Origin of the sequence: Acinetobacter sp. MF4640, assembly GCF_002018895.1 — a bacterium.
Taxonomy (GTDB): Bacteria; Pseudomonadota; Gammaproteobacteria; order Pseudomonadales; family Moraxellaceae; genus Acinetobacter; species Acinetobacter johnsonii.
In genome coordinates, this window is sequence record NZ_MVOM01000022.1 from 19,254 (window position 1) to 37,585 (window position 18,332).

At 40.6% G+C, this 18,332-nt stretch carries 15 protein-coding genes; 7 read left to right on the top strand and 8 right to left on the bottom strand.

The features are described 5' to 3' along the window. Positions 1-298: 298 nt before the first annotated feature. Positions 299-2,482 (bottom strand): TonB-dependent receptor domain-containing protein, encoded by a 2,184-nt coding sequence (locus MF4640_RS09070; RefSeq protein ID WP_078389355.1) that lies wholly within the window; start codon positions 2,480-2,482, stop codon positions 299-301. A 273-nt stretch (positions 2,483-2,755) separates the two neighbouring features. Between MF4640_RS09070 and tig the strand changes: the two genes are divergently transcribed. From tig to MF4640_RS09095, 4 genes are all read left to right on the top strand, one after another. Then, a complete protein-coding gene (tig, locus tag MF4640_RS09080) occupies positions 2,756-4,087 on the top strand; it encodes a trigger factor (protein WP_004979052.1) in 1,332 nt (443 codons plus the stop codon). Between the two features lie 192 nt (positions 4,088-4,279). Next, complete coding sequence (gene clpP, locus MF4640_RS09085; RefSeq protein ID WP_004692427.1) at positions 4,280-4,885, top strand: ATP-dependent Clp endopeptidase proteolytic subunit ClpP; 606 nt, start codon at positions 4,280-4,282, stop codon at positions 4,883-4,885. Between the two features lie 28 nt (positions 4,886-4,913). After that, complete coding sequence (clpX, locus tag MF4640_RS09090) at positions 4,914-6,224, top strand: ATP-dependent protease ATP-binding subunit ClpX (protein WP_078389356.1); 1,311 nt, start codon at positions 4,914-4,916, stop codon at positions 6,222-6,224. 159 nt (positions 6,225-6,383) lie between these two features. Continuing rightward, positions 6,384-7,100, top strand: a complete 717-nt coding sequence (locus MF4640_RS09095; RefSeq protein ID WP_078389357.1) for a DUF2846 domain-containing protein — start codon at positions 6,384-6,386, stop codon at positions 7,098-7,100. Positions 7,101-7,105: 5 nt separating this feature from the next. Here MF4640_RS09095 and MF4640_RS09100 read toward each other — a convergent pair whose 3' ends face one another. Both MF4640_RS09100 and MF4640_RS09105 read right to left on the bottom strand, forming a co-directional pair. After that, positions 7,106-7,654 (bottom strand): DUF2059 domain-containing protein, encoded by a 549-nt coding sequence (locus MF4640_RS09100; protein WP_078389358.1) that lies wholly within the window; start codon positions 7,652-7,654, stop codon positions 7,106-7,108. Between the two features lie 103 nt (positions 7,655-7,757). Next, positions 7,758-9,284 carry a fumarate hydratase gene (locus tag MF4640_RS09105; protein ID WP_004692421.1) on the bottom strand — a complete coding sequence of 509 codons (1,527 nt, stop codon included), beginning with the start codon at positions 9,282-9,284 and terminating at the stop codon, positions 7,758-7,760. A gap of 681 nt (positions 9,285-9,965) precedes the next feature. Between MF4640_RS09105 and MF4640_RS09110 the strand changes: the two genes are divergently transcribed. Continuing rightward, complete coding sequence (locus MF4640_RS09110; protein ID WP_004692420.1) at positions 9,966-10,271, top strand: hypothetical protein; 306 nt, start codon at positions 9,966-9,968, stop codon at positions 10,269-10,271. A gap of 22 nt (positions 10,272-10,293) precedes the next feature. Here MF4640_RS09110 and MF4640_RS09115 read toward each other — a convergent pair whose 3' ends face one another. Further along, the gene (locus tag MF4640_RS09115) at positions 10,294-11,163 is read right to left on the bottom strand and encodes a helix-turn-helix transcriptional regulator (RefSeq protein ID WP_035326410.1); all 870 of its coding nucleotides are present in this window, start codon (positions 11,161-11,163) and stop codon (positions 10,294-10,296) included. A gap of 179 nt (positions 11,164-11,342) precedes the next feature. Here MF4640_RS09115 and MF4640_RS09120 point away from each other — a divergent pair, with 179 nt between their 5' ends. After that, positions 11,343-12,248, top strand: a complete 906-nt coding sequence (locus tag MF4640_RS09120) for a DMT family transporter (protein ID WP_078389359.1) — start codon at positions 11,343-11,345, stop codon at positions 12,246-12,248. A gap of 110 nt (positions 12,249-12,358) precedes the next feature. Here the strand turns inward: MF4640_RS09120 and MF4640_RS09125 are convergent, their stop codons facing one another. After that, positions 12,359-12,769 (bottom strand): NUDIX domain-containing protein, encoded by a 411-nt coding sequence (locus MF4640_RS09125; RefSeq protein ID WP_078389360.1) that lies wholly within the window; start codon positions 12,767-12,769, stop codon positions 12,359-12,361. 174 nt (positions 12,770-12,943) lie between these two features. Further along, positions 12,944-13,954, bottom strand: coding sequence for a hypothetical protein (locus MF4640_RS09130; RefSeq protein ID WP_078389361.1), 1,011 nt, complete (start codon positions 13,952-13,954; stop codon positions 12,944-12,946). A gap of 224 nt (positions 13,955-14,178) precedes the next feature. On the opposite strand from MF4640_RS09130, the gene MF4640_RS19690 reads away from it, so the two are divergent. After that, positions 14,179-14,481, top strand: coding sequence for a hypothetical protein (locus tag MF4640_RS19690; RefSeq protein ID WP_227518635.1), 303 nt, complete (start codon positions 14,179-14,181; stop codon positions 14,479-14,481). A 151-nt stretch (positions 14,482-14,632) separates the two neighbouring features. On the opposite strand, the gene pta is transcribed toward MF4640_RS19690, so the two are convergent. Both pta and MF4640_RS09150 read right to left on the bottom strand, forming a co-directional pair. Next, positions 14,633-16,774: a phosphate acetyltransferase gene (gene pta / locus MF4640_RS09145; protein WP_078389363.1), complete on the bottom strand. Its 2,142-nt coding sequence runs from the start codon at positions 16,772-16,774 to the stop codon at positions 14,633-14,635. A 55-nt stretch (positions 16,775-16,829) separates the two neighbouring features. Further along, positions 16,830-18,047 (bottom strand): acetate/propionate family kinase, encoded by a 1,218-nt coding sequence (locus MF4640_RS09150; protein WP_078389364.1) that lies wholly within the window; start codon positions 18,045-18,047, stop codon positions 16,830-16,832. Positions 18,048-18,332: the final 285 nt, after the last annotated feature.

Genomic DNA, 18,332 nt, shown 5'->3' on the forward strand with positions numbered 1-18,332 from the left:
TGCGAATAATAATGATTCTTATTTTTTGTAGCATAACTATTACATTGAAATTGTCGATGCTTAGATGTATTTGTGTAGAAAAAATAAATGTAATAATGTAATGAATTTGATATAAGTTTTTGATTTTTATTTGGATTGGAAAATTAGATTATATTTTTATAATATTATTGGAATTTAGAATCCATTATTTTTAGGCTAAGTTTGAAGGTGTTTCTCAAGTGAGTATGTATAAATTATGTTAGATCTATATTTGGTATGTATGAAGAAAACCCTGCCGGCGCAGGGTTTTGCATGTAGCCTAGAACTTAAAGGCCGTACTTAGCTGAACGCGTCGTCCTTCTTGGGTGTTACTATAACGATTGTAATAGCCTGTCCCTATTTTTTCATAATCATTGAAGTCTTTGTCAAAGACATTGTATAAAGCCACACCAACGTCCCAGTTATCATTAACGATAAAGTTTGAACCAATATGGAACAGTGTATAAGCCTTATAATCTCCTAACGCATCATAAACAGCTTGGTTAGCTACGGTTAGATTCTCGTAATTTGACGTAAAACGTGCACGTTCACTACGATATTCACCACGTGCCCATAAATTGACGAAATCGGCAGCTTGCCATTTCAAAGAGGCGTTTGCCATATGCTTTGGTGTATCATTTAGAACAGGGTTATTAAGTTGTTTATCCTTAATTTCCGTCTCGGTCCAAGTATAATTGAGGCCTAGTTTCCAGTTTTCTGCAAACTCCCAATTTAGACCAGTTTCAATACCATAAACTTCAGCTTCTTCGGCATTGATTGGACGCGTAACGTTCCACGTATCTGGAGCACCTCGGTTATAGTCCATTGTCCAAGGCGTTCCAACGGAAAGCATATAGTCTTCACATTGCTGTTTATTCGTATCAGTATTACAGCGTAACTCAGCATTACCCGTCATAATTTTGTCTTCAATTTCACTAAAAAAACCTGTGATATTAAAGTCAAAATTAAAGTTATTCGTAAAATACGTACCTAGTTCTAAATTTTTACTGGTTTCAGGTTTTAAATCAGGATTACCGAAAACAGGTGTGCGGCCTTGACCACTAACATTATAAATACCTGTGGTTAGGCGTTCTAATCGAGGCGCTTTGTAGCCTTCAGAGTAGCCACCTTTAAATGTCCAGTTTTCATTTGCATTCCAGACTAAATAAGCACGCGGCGTCCAAAAATCCCCAAAAGTATCATGATTGTCATAACGTAAACCCAAGGTTAATGCCAAACTATCATTAAGTGACCATGTATCTTCAGCGAATAGTCCTAATTGCTCAAAAGAAACTTCTTTTTGAACACGAAGTCCATCACGAATGCTTGCATCCCACCATTGCCCCCCTAAAGTAATGTTATGACCATTAATATAATTAGTCGTAAACTTGGTATCGAAAATAGTATCTTCGCTTTCAAGCAAACGTGGTGTTATTGCCTGAGACATATTTTGCGCGCGAGCCGGAATTAAGCGACCTACCGTTTCTGTTTGAGTATTTGCGAGACTAGACTCAAGAGTGCCGATATTACTGCGCCACGTATGTGAAAGAATCATTTTTTCACGATTATATTCTTGGGACTTATCATAACCGCCGTTTGCACCTAAAGTGCCTAATTGTCCTTTAGAGTTGTCATACCATTGATCTGTCTGCTCATATTCCGCAGAAATATCGTGTTGATCCGTTGGTGTTAAAGTTAAGCGAACACCAATATTTTCTAAGTCTGATTTGGTTGGGTTTTGTCCCTGAGTTAGTTCTGTTTCAGTACCTTCATCATCGCTACGAATTACGTTTGATTGATCTCGTTCAGCTTTGCGGCCTCTTAATTGGATACCAAGGATGTTTGGAATAAGTGGACCAGTAACATATGCATCTACAGAGCGTTGATTCCCGAAATCAGAACTATTAGGGAGTAATGTTCCTTCTAAAGTGACTGCTCCAGTCCATTCATTTGAAACTTTTTTAGTAATAATGTTGACTACACCACCGATGGCGTCAGAGCCATATAATGTAGATGCAGGGCCGCGTATGACTTCAATACGTTCAATCGCAGATATTGGAGGGATAAAACTGTTGTTTGATTCACCAAATCCATTTGGCGTAATGTCACCAGTGCTGTTTTGACGGCGACCATCAATTAGAACAAGTGTATATTCTGAATCCATTCCACGAATACGAATATTCAGACCACCTGTTTTTCCTGCTGTGGGACTAATATCAACGCCTTCTATATCGCTTAAGGCATCGGCAATCGAATTAATACGTTTATTTTTTAAATCTTCTGCTGTAATGACCGTCATTGTAGCAGGTGCATTTTTAATATCTTGTTCAAAACCCGCAGCTGAAACCACAATAGTGGAAAGCTGATGGGTAGATGAATCTTCAGTTGTTGTTTCTGCGAAAACAGGAGTGGTGATTGCCCCAAGCAATGCCAATGAAAGAGGGTGTAGATTAAACTTACTCATAACTAGAGTTCCAATGATGGACGAGAAAAAAATTGAAAAAAACGATCAAAATTGACGCAAATATTAATGGTAATATTTATCATTTGCAACAAAAAGCCATAAAAAATATAATACTTTGCGCTTAATCAGTAGCGATTTAAAAATATTCAAAATAAAAAACGATAAATGAAGAAAAAAATATGTGGTTTCAATCGGGTGTTTTGTATATCGTTCAATGTTGTCATATAATGTGGCACTTTTTAAAATTGTTCTTACCAAAAGATTGAGGAAGCCATGCAAGTAACTTCTGAAGCGGTTTCGGGTGTTACCCGTCGTTTAAATGTATCTGTACCGACGAGCCGTGTTAACGAGCAGTTCGAAGCTCGCTTAAAACGCACTGCTAAAACTGTGAAGATCAACGGCTTCCGTCCAGGTAAAGTGCCAGTAAATGTTGTTCGTCGTGAATATGGCGCGGGTATCTACCAAGAAGTCGTAAGCGACATTATTCGTGACACAGTATTTGAAGCGATCCAACAAGAAAAAATCAATGCTGTTGGCATGCCAAACATTGAAAAATCTGAATTAAAAGACGACGCGCTTGTATACGAAGCGACTGTTGAAGTTTATCCAGAAGTTAACGTGAAATTTGATGGTTTAGAAGTTGAACGTAAAGCATCTGAAGTAAACGACAAAGATGTTGATCAAATGATCGAAAACCTTCAGAAGCAACGTGCTTCTTGGGCTGAAACGAAAGGCATGGCTAAAAAAGACATGCAAGTAACTTTCGACTTTGAAGGTTCAGTAGACGGTGAGAAGTTTGAAGGCGGTTCTGCAGAAGACTTTAAACTTGTTTTAGGTTCAGGTCGTATGATCCCTGGCTTCGAAGACGGCATCGTTGGTATGAAGAAAGGCGAAGAGAAAGTGATTGATGTAACTTTCCCTGAAGATTACCAAGCTGAAAACCTTGCTGGTAAATCAGCTCAATTCAAAATCACTGTGAAGCTTGTTGAAAAACAAAAACTTCCAGAAGTTGATGCTGAATTCCTTAAAATCTTTGGTTTAACTGAAGAAGAAGGCATTGAGAAGTTAAAAGCTGACGTTCGTAAAAACATGGAACGTGAAGTGAAAAATGGTTTGCGTAATCAAGTGAAAGGTGCAGCTTTTGATGCACTTGTAGCTGCAAACGAAGTTGAACTTCCTGCGTCTATGGTTGCTCAAGAAGTTGACCGTCAACGTCAACAAATGATCCAACAGTTCACTCAGCAATTTGGTGCTCAAGGTGCGAAAGCATTTGACTCAAGCATGCTTCCAGATGAGTTGTTCAAAGAACAAGCTGAAAAATCTGTAAAATTAGGCGTATTGGTAAGCAAAGTTTTAGCTGATGCTAAAATTGAAGTAGATCAAGCACGTGTTGATGCTTACATCGAAGACATGGCTTCTTCTTATGAAGATCCAGCTGAAGTGATCGAATACTTCAAAAATGACAAGCAACAACGTTCGCAAATCGAAGCTGTTGTGTTAGAAGACCAAGTGGTTGATCACATCTTAGCGTCTGCTAAAGTAACGGATACTGCTGTAAGCTACGAAGACTTATTGAAAGAGCAACAAGCTCGTCAACAAGGCTAAGTTTAGCTAAAGTAAAAAAGGCGCTTTGAGCGCCTTTTTTATTGTGATTTAGGTTTGTAAAAGGCCTTGCGTTCACAAAGCTTATGCAAAAAATATCTGTTATTTACTTGGGAATATTTTGCATTTTCAGCAATTATCCCTCATATTGTGACTATGAGTTGAGTAACAAAAAATTTAGGAATAAGTAAACGTATGTATATTCCAACTATCGATAATGCCTTAGTTCCAATGGTTGTAGAACAGTCATCTCGCGGTGAACGTTCATTTGACATTTATTCACGTCTTTTGCGTGAACGCGTCATTTTTATGACTGGTGAAGTTGAAGATAACATGGCGAATTTGATTGTCGCGCAAATGTTGTTTTTAGAAGCGGAAAACCCAGATAAAGATATTCATCTTTACATTAACTCACCAGGTGGTTCGGTGACTGCTGGTATGGCGATTTACGATACCATGCAATTTATTAAACCAGATGTTGTGACTTACTGTATGGGGCAAGCAGCATCAATGGGTGCTTTCTTGCTGAATGCAGGTGCAAAAGGTAAACGTTATTGCCTTGAAAATGCACGTGTCATGATCCATCAACCGTTAGGTGGTTTCCGTGGTCAGGCATCTGATATTGAAATTCATGCACGTGAAATTCTGTTCATTAAAGAACGTTTAAACCGTTTAATGGCAGAGCACAGTGGTCAAGACTATGAAACTGTGGCACGTGATACTGACCGTGATAACTTTATGACAGCGCAAGCTGCAAAAGAATATGGTCTCGTGGACGAAGTGTTATCTAAACGTCCATAAGTTTTAAAAGTTTAGAATTGGAGTGAATATGTCCGAACATCCTCAAGGACAAAAGCATTGTTCATTTTGCGGTAAAACGCAGTCTGAAGTTGGGAAACTGATAGCAGGCGAGGACGCGTACATCTGTAATGAATGTGTGGACGTATGCTTAGACTTGGTGCAAACCAGTCAACAAGTTGAGTCGGGTGACTGGGCTGAAAAACCCTTGCCTAAACCTCACGAAATTCGTGCGGCATTAGATCAATATGTCATTGGTCAAGATGTGGCAAAGAAAACCTTGTCAGTTGCTGTCTATAACCACTATAAACGTCTTAAAGCGACACATGGTGGACATAAACACGATGATGCTGTTGAAATTGCGAAAAGTAATATCTTATTAGTAGGACCAACAGGTTCGGGTAAAACCTTGCTTGCGCAAACCATGGCACGTCTTCTCGATGTTCCTTTTGCTATGGCTGATGCAACGACACTTACCGAAGCCGGCTATGTCGGTGAAGATGTTGAAAACATTGTACAAAAGCTTCTACAAAAAGCAGACTACGATGTAGAAAAAGCGCAAAAAGGTATTATCTATATCGATGAAATCGACAAGATTACCCGTAAGTCTGAAAACCCATCGATCACGCGTGATGTGTCGGGTGAAGGTGTACAACAAGCGTTACTGAAAATGATCGAAGGCACGGTTGCATCTATTCCACCTCAAGGTGGTCGTAAGCATCCGCAGCAAGAATTCATTCAAATTGATACTTCAAATATCTTGTTCATCTGTGGTGGGGCATTCTCGGGTCTTGAGAAAATCGTACAACAGCGCCAAGAAAAAGGTGGAATTGGCTTCACGGCTGAAGTGAAGAAGAAAGATGAAGGCAAGAAATTGTCTGATTTGTTCCGTCAAGTTGAAGCGACAGATTTGGTGAAATTTGGTCTGATTCCAGAGTTTATTGGTCGTTTACCTGTAATTGCGACTTTGGAAGAGTTAGATGAAGAAGCTTTGATGCAAATTCTGACTGAACCGAAAAATGCATTGACCCGTCAATATCAACATTTGTTTGATATGGAAAATGTTGATCTGGTTTTTGAAGACTCAGCACTACGCGCTGTGGCGAAAAAAGCCTTAGACCGCAATACGGGTGCACGTGGCTTACGTTCTATTTTGGAAAATACGCTGCTTGAAACCATGTATGATTTACCAAGTCGTACCGATGTTGGTACGGTTGTGGTGAATGAAGACGTGATTAACGGTACGGCTGCACCATTATTTAAGCCAGAGCGTTTACCAAGAATCGAACAGAAAGATGCAGCTAAAGTTGATTTAAAAGTGATTAATTCAAAGTCCGCTTAAGTTGTTATTCATCCGAAACGTGTGAAAATCGAGTGTTTTCACACGTTTTTTTATATTCAAAAAAAAGAGGGAATGCTACTCTGCATCAATAGGCTGGGATGCCTAGATTCAAACTAAAAATTCAGTATCAAAATAAAAAATATGCCGTGAGGAATAGTCATGCGTGCAATGACGATTACGCTTTTAAGCAGTTTAATTTTATTGGGTTGTCATGGAAAAGCGACAGTTGAACAACCTGAATTAACATCAACGCTCAGCCATGAGGTTGATTTTGAACACGATCCAGGTATGGTCGAGCAGTATCGCATTGGAGTGTTTAGTGTAGGTGGATGGGTCAACCAAAAATTAGGACAGCGTTTTCAGCGTGTCCAACCCCAGCATGAACAAGCGGCGATGGTTTATCTGTATCGTCCAGACTCAAAATGGAATCGACAAGAAATTGTGGCGTCGAGTTTATTTATCAATAAAGAGCGCATTCCAAGCCTGCTGAACAATCATTACTATTGGGTCGAATTACCCGCTGGGACTTATCGTTTATCGAGTAGTCGGCCTTTGGGTATTAACCATTTTCAAAAGCCGAAATATATCGATTTTAGCGTAGAAGCAGGGCAGTCTTATTTCATCAAGTATGATGAAGAGAACTTATCCACACGCCGTGATGTTTCGGGACCTTTGGCGGTTATCCCTGAAAAAATTGCGATTCAAGAGATTGCATTTACCCAATTAAAGTCGAACAGCTACAACTTTGTAGCGGAAGCTCAACACACGGGTGAACTACGAAAGAAAGCGCAAAAACTTAAACCCGCAAAATATGATCCAAGTGAAGAGGTTCAGCTGATGAAGCCCTTTAAACTGTGGAATCCTTTAACCTGGTAAGTGAGTTATTGTGCTTTTTGGGCTTGTTCAAATAATGGTGTAAGGGTCTTTTCAATTTGACGATTCATTTCCAGCTGAATAGCAGGATCTTGCATCATTTCAGCAGACATGGCGATGCTATTGCGCATGATTTCACTCATCATTTTGCTGCTTTTTTTATTGATAGACTGGCCTAGAGGTGTTTCGAGGAACTGAATGTTGGCCAACACTTCCTTTTCGGTAAAGGTCTGCATATAGACATTTTTAAGCATTTGCATAAATTTCGGATCTGAAATCAATTTACTGCTAAATGATGCCGTGATTTCGGCGATTTGCTTGGCTGCTTTTTGTTGTTCAGCATTGAGTGTTGAGGTTTTAAAAATATTCTTAATAATTTCTTCGGCTTGTTGGTCATATGCAGGGCGCATTTCTTGCTGCGATTGCGCTAAAGTGCCTTTAATATCGCCTAGTTTGAGTGCTTTTTCTACCGATGCTTCGGTCGCGGGTTTTGCAAAAGACGCTGTGCTAAGGACACATAAGGTAATACTGCAAAGGATGTGATTTAATTTTTTCATTGTTGGTCTATATCTTTTGATTAAGTCTATAAAAGTAGGCAAAAAAATACCCTTAACATGACCTTAGCATGTTAAGGGTATCCAAAAAAGTAAAACTTAAGTTTTAGCCCGCTGCAGCATCGACTACTGGAATTTTACCAATTTTGGCTTGCCAGATTTTTGGTGCTGTTGCGTGAATAGACGTACCATTCACATCAACTGCTACCGATACAGGCATGTCTTTCACTACAAATTTGTAAATCGCTTCCATACCTAAGTCAGCAAAAGCAACCACTTCAGCTTCACGAATTGCTTTAGACACAAGATAAGCTGCGCCGCCCACTGCCATCAAGTAAGTCGCTTTGTTGTCTTTAATTGCTTCAACCGCTGCAGGACCACGGTCCGCTTTACCGATCATGCCGAACATACCGGTTGCTTCAAGTACTTGACGTGTGAACTTGTCCATACGTGTTGCTGTTGTTGGGCCAGCAGGACCAACCACCTCATCACCGACTGGATCTACAGGGCCCACGTAGTAAATGAATTTACCTTTTAAGTCGACAGGAAGCTCTTCACCATTGTTCAGCATGTCTACCATGCGTTTGTGTGCAGCATCACGACCCGTATAAATTGTACCGTTTAGAAGCAAAGTGTCGCCTGGTTGCCAAGCGTTCATTTCTTCTTGGGTAATGGTGTCGAGGTCAACGCGCTTAGAGGTTGATGAATCCCAAGTGACTGATGGATAGTCTTCAAGTTTAGGTGCTTGAATGTGTGCAACACCTGTACCATCAAGTTGGAAGTGCGCGTGACGAGTCGCTGCACAGTTTGGAATCATGCCCACTGGTTTGCCCGCAGCGTGACATGGGTAATCTTTAATTTTAATGTCTAGAACTGTGGTTAAGCCACCTAGGCCTTGCGCGCCAATACCCAATGCATTTACTTTTTCGAAGATTTCCATACGAAGTTCTTCGATTTTATTTTCAGGGCCGCGACGAAGTAATTCGTCCATGTTGATTTCTTCCATGAGCGATTCTTTTGCAAGCATCATGGCTTTTTCAGCAGTACCACCAATACCAATACCCAACATACCTGGTGGACACCAGCCTGCACCCATGGTTGGAACAGTTTTTAGTACCCAATCCACGATTGAGTCTGATGGGTTTAACATAGCTAGTTTAGATTTGTTTTCTGAACCGCCACCTTTTGCCGCAACGGTAATATCCACTTTGTTGCCTGGAACAAGTTTGTGATAGATCACCGCAGGGGTGTTGTCTTTGGTATTTTTACGACCAAAAGCTGGGTCAGCCAATACAGATGCACGCAATACGTTTGAGTTTTCTAAGTAACCTTGACGTACGCCTTCGTTGATTGCATCGTCTAAGCTCATAGTTAAATCAAATTTAACATCCATGCCCACTTCAACGAATACGTTGACGATACCTGTATCTTGACAGATTGGGCGGTGACCCTCTGCGCACATACGCGAGTTAATTAAGATTTGTGCGATCGCATCCTTCGCAGCTTTGTTCTCTTCACGATCATATGCACGGCTCATCGCTTGGATGAAGTCTTGTGGGTGATAGTAAGAAATGAACTGAAGCGCGTCTTTGACCGATGTGATCAAATCATCTTGCTTGATAATAGTGGTCATACAAATATCTCTTGAGCGGGCTGATAGCTAGCGGGTTAAATTATAAGACAAAATGCCGAGGTTGTGGATGTTTTGCGAGGGCTTTGGGCGAAAGTTTAATAGTTGAACAAAATTGACGAGAAAATGGGGTTGTAAATGCTGGTAAATATGACAAAAATATCTAAGTTTAATGAAATATTTCATGTCTAAATTTGAATTATAAATATGATTTATTGTTTAAGGTGTTGAATTTGTTGTAAAAATAATAATCTTCGAAATATGACAGCACTGTCATAAAGTTGTCATAAAACTTTCGCATAATGCATTCATCAAACAATAGGACATCGAACATGTTGACAGGTTTAGTGATGGCTGCGGGCTTTTGTGTATATATCGCAGCGACTTGGATGTACGGTCAAAAAGAAGATCAGGCTTAAGCTTTATCTTCTTTTTTTTGTTTTAAGCTCTCTTCAAATCTTCAAATCTTCAAATCTTCAAATCTTCAAATCTTCAAATCTTCAAATCTTCAAATCTTCAAATCTTCAAATCTTCAAATCTTCAAATCTTCAAATCTTCAAATCTTCAAATCTTCAACTAGCTAAAAATTGTTTAACGCCTTAAGATTCCAGTTTCAAATCTTAAAAAAATACAATGAAATACTATTCCTCGACTTCAGCCTTGCTATTTATCGGATGCTTTTTCTTGTGGTCTATTTTCCTGTTTTATTTAATGGCTCAAAAGCATGCAGGCAATGTCATTGTCGAAGATATATTTAAATTTAATTTTTACTGCATGATGCTTGCAATGTTGCCTTTGCTTTTGAAAAAAGCTCCGCCTAAGAATGATGTCGAGATGACGATTTTTGAAGAAAAGCAACATATGGAAATGCGCCATCAAGTCCTGAGCCAATCTGCTCAAGAGCGTCGGAAAGCTTATTTGATGAGTGCTTTTTTCGGTTTTTTAATGTCGAGTTTAATGATGAGCTTTATTTTGATGTTAGATAAATAAGCTGAATGTGAGTTTATCCGATCTAATTTTTCTCACTTTTCCGCATTTGGGATGGAGAGTAGCCAAAGTACTTTTTAAAGCGATGACTGAAATGGCTGCTGGAGCTAAATCCATACTGTTCCGAAATGTCGGTCATATTGGCAGATGTGTGCTGTAGAGCTTGGTGTGCCAGTTCAAGTCGACGTTGCATCACATATTGGTGTGGTGGCATGTGCATGGATTGCTTAAACATATGGGCAAAATGATATTCACTGAGCTGAGTTTGTTCAGCCAAATCTGATAAGGTCAAGCTTTGTTGAATATGCTGATCAATCCATTCTAATAACTGTTTCAGGGTATACGGGGACAGCCCACCTTTTACTTCAGGGACTTGCCATTCGGTATGGCTATAATTTTTAATTAGATGGTTGAGCAGAAGCGTTGTGGCAGTACTCATCTGCAAGTGATTTTCTCTGTTCTGCCAAGCCCCATTGAGTAAAAAATGTCGATAGATCATAGCAATCTGTGGGTCGGCCACGAAACTTTGTGGATTTAAAATAATTTGGCTTGGCTCACGATCCCACACCTGTTCGGCGACGCGTTGTAAATGTTGTTCAGTATAGTACAAATGCACAAAAGTCAGAGGGTCGCGCAGATCCCAAGTGGATTCAAAATCCTGTGGCATCAAGCACATATGATCTGGCCCACCGCCATTATGCCAACCTTGAGCTGTCTTTTGATAACTGTGATATCCCCCTTGAATGTACATACTAAGCGTATGGTGGTTACTACAAACACTGACACGGTCTTGGTTGTTTTGCCACATGGCCAACTGCATGCCCGAACCCAATTCGACCGAGTCGAGGAGTTGAGCTTTATGTTGTTGTAATTGATCTAGAATCTGATATTTCATCATCTATACGCAGTGCCGAATGGAAGATTCAGTGTAGGACTTTGATTTCATTTTGTCATCTATAGCAGAAAATCAGTAAAAAATCACAAGTTCATGATAATGACCACAAGAAGGTGCAAGAAATGAGAGTCCTAAACCAAGCACAATAGCGTGAGTGGTTTGAGTTTGGGTTAAAGAGTATGAATGCGCTGTTATATGCTTTGGTGGTCGTGATTTGGGGGACGACATGGATTGCGATTAGTTTGCAACAACAAAGTGGAATATCGCCCAATGTAGCCGTATTTTGGCGCTTCTTTATTTCGGCTCTGGTGTTGTTTGCTTTTGTTGTGTTGTGCCGAAAACTGCAAAAGCTGGCTGTAAAAGACCATCTGTTTTGTGTGTTACAGGCGTGCTGTATTTTTGGTTTTAACTTTGTTTGTTTCTATTATGCGGTTCAATATATCAGCAGCGGTTTGGAGGCTGTTATTTTTTCGATGGCGGTCATTTTTAATACCCTCAACGCTAAACTGTTCTTTGGACAACAAGTTTCTACCCGTTTTTATCCTGCAGCTTTGTTGGGTGGATTGGGAATTATTGCCTTGTTTTGGCATGATGTAGTGGGGAGTACCTTAAACAATTATACGCTGATGGGAATTGGCCTTTGTGTGTTGGGAACCTATGGTTTTTCATTGGGCAATATGATCAGTGCGCGTCATCAAAAACAAGGTCTGGATATTTTTACCACCAATGCTTATGGCATGCTATATGGTTCAATCTTGATGGCATTGATTGCTGGATTTAAACAAGACGAGTTTTTCCCTACTATGGAATTCAGTGCGGTGAGTGCTTTATTGTATTTGGCTGTTTTTGGTTCAGTGATTGGCTTTACCGCCTACTTCTATTTGGTTGGACGGATTGGTGCGGGTAAGGCAGCTTATAGTACTTTGTTATTTCCTTTGGTGGCTTTGGTGATTTCGACCATTTGGGAAGGGTATCAATGGCATATGAATGCGATCATTGGGGTGATTTTGATTTTATGTGGTAATGCAATTTTCTTTATCAAGCCGCCCAAGTTGAAATTCAGTCAAATGTTGAAGCGAAGTTGAGCGATGAATATCTCAAAGCACTGTAGTTTATAAAACTCAGGCACGAGATTAGGGTTTTTAAATCTATATTCTGTTCGTTCTAGTGAATAATAATGTTTCCTAAACGGTACTTAATATTTTGATTTTATAAACGCTAGTAATTCTTGGAATAGTGGATGCCAATCTGCGGTTGGTGACTCAAACAGAGGGTGCCAAAAGAAATTAAATTCTAATCCACCGTCATCATTGCATAAATGTGTCCAGCGCTCTTTTAAAGTCTCTGTGCTATGGCATATAAATACATGCCAGTTAGGACCTTGCTCAGCTGGATGATGTAAACCCAAGTATGAGTGAATGCGTGCAGACGAAATCCCTGATTCTTCATAAAGCTCTCGCAAAGCTGCCTCTTCTAGTTCTTCATTCTTCTCAACTGTACCTTTTACGATTTGAATACCTGCAATAGGATGTTTAAACACTAATATTTCTGTTCTTTGATTGATATCCCGAAATATAACTGGGACTACTTTTTCTATTAATGTCATTTTTCAATGTTATCCATTAAGTGGGTTGTTGTAGTGCCTGAATAAAATCGAGCTTACACAACTGAATTGTATACAGCACTGCCACGATCAGCACCGATTATCGTGGCTAATCGCGAGACCAAAAGCGATCAGGGAATTTTTTAAAATAGCTTGAACCAAAGCTGCATGAGCTTGTTATGACGCTGTATTAGCTTTAATTCGAAGCGCTTCCATCTCCATTTCAACCATTTTCTGAGCATTTTTCCATTTCTCATTTAGCTCAGCAAACCTCTGTCGATCTGGTGAGTCCGATAAGATGATATTACCCATTTCGATTTGGAGATTATTTTCTTCTTTTAACCTTTCACGAGCTGCTGTGACTTCAGCATTTTTGAGTGTCACAGCATCGTATTTTTGATTCAGGCCATGAATTTGCGTAGTGGTTTGTTTAACAGCCGTCATAAGCGCATTCCTATTACCGCTGTCTATCGCATACTGCATGCCCATAAAAGAATCTTGAGCCTTTTTTTTGGCTGTTTGAGATACAGCTCCAAGAACGATGAGATCATATTTAATGTCTGCAGCATTATCTTGACTCAGATGTGAGGTGCTATGGGGTGGGGTATGAGCCGTAACATTGAGCTCAGGGTCTGATTTTACCTGTTGTCGCGTGTTGTTTAATGCCTCTGAATTCAGTTGAGGGTAAATCATGTGTTGTAAGGCTCTCATTTCACTGATAGAGCTTTGTTGTATGACGCTGATTTCTGCTTCAAGTGCTGTTATACGCTGCATCTGTGGCGGACTTTTAGTATTTTCTTGTGCCAGTTCCACACCAAGTAAATGGACTTGCTTAAATTTCTCACGTAACGCAGCACCTTCTTGGCTTTTGAAGTTTGTTGCATCTAGTGCAGTATTAAACGCAAGAGAATGGGTTTTCAGTTGTTCTAGCAGGGCGGGGATGGTATCGACTTCTTTATTTTGACGAGCCGCTTTAAGTGCATCTTGTGCGTTCAAAATGGCTTGAGAGTTTTTATTCGAAATCTGATCTAGGGCATCAAGATCCGCTTTAATGTCAGTTGGATTTGCTGTACTTAAGTTTTTATATGCTGTGGTTGAGTCTGACGGTGTTTGGTGCTGCTTAGATTCATTACATGCTGTCAGTGAAAATGTTGTCACTATTAGAATTGGAAGCAATTTTTTATTCATTATGAGACCAATGATTTAGAATTTAATTATATCGCTTGAGTATATTGTTTAAGTGTCTGAAAAGTAAAGTCTTACTGTTTTATCTGTGTTTGGGCTATGCTCGTAAATATACATTAGTCGAATGTTTGAGAGGCTATACGATTAGGTGGTACTACACACTCAGTTCAATTGTATATGCTGGAGAGTGACGAATTTGTATTTAGTGAAAAATGGTTTCACATCGTGTGCTGATTACAGTAGCAATCGCAAAATTACACTTTAAAATAGTTCAAGAGAAGAAAATAATGGAGCTTTCATTTCTTTCAATAGTTGGTTGTTTATTGATAGTTGGTGGATTATTACTTCCAATTTACACAGCAAATTTATTTCCTTTATCAAAAAAATCAAATGACCAGTATCAAGAGATGATGAGGAAAGGTGACCGTGGATGGATTATTGATTTTAAGATCAATCAATGGATAAGAAAAAATTGGATTTACATTCCAATTTTGGGGGGACTCTTCTTTTTGATTGGATTATTATTTTAAGTAAAGAAGTAGGTTTTCAACCTAATATATTATTAAATAATTTTGAAGGTGTGTGGCTTCTTCTAAACATTTATTTCGTTGAACATAGCTCTTTTAAAAACAAAAACCACCCAACTTTTCCGTTGGATGGTTTGGATCACATCAAGTTACTTTAAGTTGTTGCTTGTTGTTCCGCTTGAATTGCAGTGAGTGCAATCGTAAACACGATGTCATCCACCAAAGCACCACGAGACAAGTCATTTACAGGTTTGTTCAAACCTTGCAACATTGGGCCGACGCTTACGACATTGGCAGAGCGTTGCACGGCTTTATAGGTCGTATTGCCTGTGTTTAAGTCAGGGAAGATAAACACATTGGCACGACCTGCAACTTTAGAATCAGGTGCTTTCGAGCGTCCGACACTTTCAACCGATGCTGCATCGTACTGAAGTGGGCCATCAATCAATAGATCAGGACGGCGTTCTTTCGCTATACGTGTTGCCTCAGCGACTTTTTCAACTTCAGCTCCAGCACCAGAGGTACCCGTAGAGTATGAAATCATTGCAATACGTGGGTCTAAGCCGAAGGCCTTTGCTGAATCAGCCGATTGAATCGCAATTTCAGCGAGCTCTTCGGCATTTGGGTCTGGGTTAATCGCACAGTCGCCATACACATAGACTTCATCGGGTAACAGCATAAAGAACACGGAAGAGACCAGTGAGTACTCAGGCGCTGTTTTAATCAGTTGGAAGGCTGGGCGTACAGTATTGGCTGTGGTGTGTATTGCACCTGAAACCAAACCGTCGACTTGATCGAGCGCTAACATCATGGTGCCTAGAACGACAGTGTCTTGCAGCTGTTCACGCGCTTGCAGCTCGTTCAGTTTGCCTTTACGCAGTTCCACCATTTTTTCGACATAGTTTTCACGAATCAAATCTGGATCGATAATTTCTAAGTCATGTGGAAGCTCAATACCACGTGCTTTTGCCACTTCTACTACAGCTTCAGGTTTCGCCAATAAAATACAGTGTGCAATGCCACGAGATTGGCAAATAGCCGCCGCTTGAACTGTGCGTGGCTCATCGCCTTCAGGGAGGACAATGCGCTTCTTCGCAGCAATTGACTTTTGGACCAATTCATGGCGAAAAGCCGAAGGTGAGAGACGAGGTTGGTACGAGCCATTCAACATTGCCGTTAACCATTCTTCATTGATATGGCTCGACACAAAACGAGTGACTTGCTCAGCGCGTTCCGTATCATCGACAGGAATTTCATTGCTGAGATTGGCTAAGCTCTGTGCCGTGTCGAACGTGCTGAGCGCTGTATGTAAAATTGGTAAGCCTTGCTTAATTGCTGTTTGGCAGAACGCAAGCACTTGCTCGTTTGGCGTATGGTGTTCAGTCAGTACTAAACCTGCCAGTGGAATACCGTTACTGCTGGCTAAGCTGGATGCCAAAAGCACATCGATACGATCTGATGCACTAATGATCAGCTCGCCTGCGACAAACTTATGTAGTTCATGTTCAATGTTCGATGCAATCAAACTACTATGCAACACACGACGTTGAGTTGCATCGCCTTGATTGATCCATTCCGCCTGAATGTGTGAAGCCAAGTCTGACATACGCGGTACGCTGAGCGTGTTGCTAAACGGAACCAAGCCTATTACAGGGAGTTTGTCTGATCCGAGCTTTGGATGGGTCTTTTGGAGCTCAATTATAAATTTATTGGTATCGCTGATTAAACGCAGACTTGGGTCAAACGTTACTGGAATGTGTGCTGAGTCATCGGGCAAGCCTTTGGTGCGCATCAATAACACACCCGCAGTTCGCTCTGAACTCGCACCCCCAAAGTAGCGTAGTTGACTATCGACTTTTTCAGCCGTCGCGCTTGGCTTGTTAATGTCTGCATTACTGACAATAATGACTTTGGCATCGAGTGCTTGCGCAAGTTGTGCATTTAGTTCAGAAGCAAAAGAATCTCGGCTATTCGGGACTAAGCCTTCAACAATAATCAGGTCATGCTTACGCGCAATAGCACGGTGCAAACGAACCGCATCTTCAAGCAACTCATCATTTTCACCTGCACTGAGTTGTTGCAAAATGGTGTGATAACTAATCGGTTCAACGGTTTCATTTTTTGAAACATGGTGATAGAGCGCTGTGGTACGGTCTGCACCCGTGCTCAGTTCTTGAGAAAAAGGTTTTAAAAATCCAGCTTTAACACCTTGGCATTCAAGCGCATAAACCAAACCCAGACAAGCGGATGTTAAGCCGACGCCTTCCCCAGTGGGCACAAGTAAAATCGTTTTCATATATTTATTCGTCATACAAGAATTTAAAACAGACTTGAGGGAATGTAACGACCGCTTAAGCGATCGCTACATTGTCTTCAGACTTTTTTGCAGCAGTTTGAATCACCTCATTGGCCACGGATGCAGTTTCTTTGGCAATACGGCCTTCTTCATCGGTCGGTACAACCCAAATTTGCGGGCCTGTACCTGTATCAATACGACCTTCGGTACCACGTTTTAAACTGTCATTGGCTTCTTTACTCAAGTTAAAACCAAAGTGCGGTAGGAAAGCGACTGTTTTTTCACGAATATATGCCGAGTTCTCACCAATACCACCCGTGAAGAATAAGCCATCAAGACGTGGTAGACCACAGCTTAGTGCGGCCAATGATTTTGCGAGGCGATAGCAGAACACTTCAATGGCTAAAGTTGCATCTTCATTGCCTTGTTCTGAGGCTTCAATCAAAGTACGCATGTCATTCGAAAGATCAGACAACCCGAGTAAGCCCGATTGGCTATTCAGCATTTTATCAATTTTATAAATATCCCAGCCTAGGTTGTTGGCAAGGAAACTATGTAAGCTTGGATCGACATCACCACTGCGTGTGCCCATCACAACACCTTCAAGTGGAGTTAAGCCCATTGAGGTATCGACACTCTGCCCATTCCAAATTGCACAAGTAGAGCTACCATTACCCAAGTGTGCGGTTAACCAGCCTCCTTGTTTGAAGCTACCTGCCAGTTCTGAACCGCGTTCAGACACATAAGCATGGCTCGTACCGTGGAAGCCATAGCGACGGACATTATGCTCAGTGTATAAAAATTTTGGCACAGCATAGCGATAAGCATGTGCAGGCATGGTTTGGTGGAATGCTGTATCAAATACAGCCACTTGCGGTAGCTCTGGGAATAAACGCATCGTGGCGTCAATCCCAACCAAGTGTGCAGGGTTGTGTAATGGTGCAAGTGGTGTTGCTGCACGAATGCGTTCGACAATTTCTTCTGTTAAAAGCTCAGCTTTGGTCAATGTGCCGCCGTGTACCACGCGGTGACCAATGGCTTGAGGGTTATAATGTGAAAGGCGTTCTAAGATGGTTTCCAATGCTTTTTCATGATCGGCATGTGGAATAGACAATTCAAGGGGTTGACCACCCGCAGTAATGCCTTTGATACGAGCGTCAGCAGAACCTAAGTTCTCAGCTAAACCGAAAATACGATCTTCACGACGTTCAGAAACGAGCGCATATTTGATTGATGAAGATCCGCAGTTAATTACTAATACTGATGTAGACACGTTTTAATACCTGATTCTAATTGAATTATCCGTCCTAGAACTGATCTTCATGCAGTACGTTCTTATGCAATCTTGATCATTTTTTATGTTGTATCATGTGTATATTTTTAGTCCAAGATAGACTTTAGGTGATTAGACTTAAGCACTATCGACCATCTGATGAATAATAATTAAAATTTATCGGTTCATGATTTTCATTTATTCATGAAATGATGCTGAATTATTCATCAACTTCAACGCTATAAAAATAACACGCTATCTGCTGAAAGCAGCTGAATATATTGT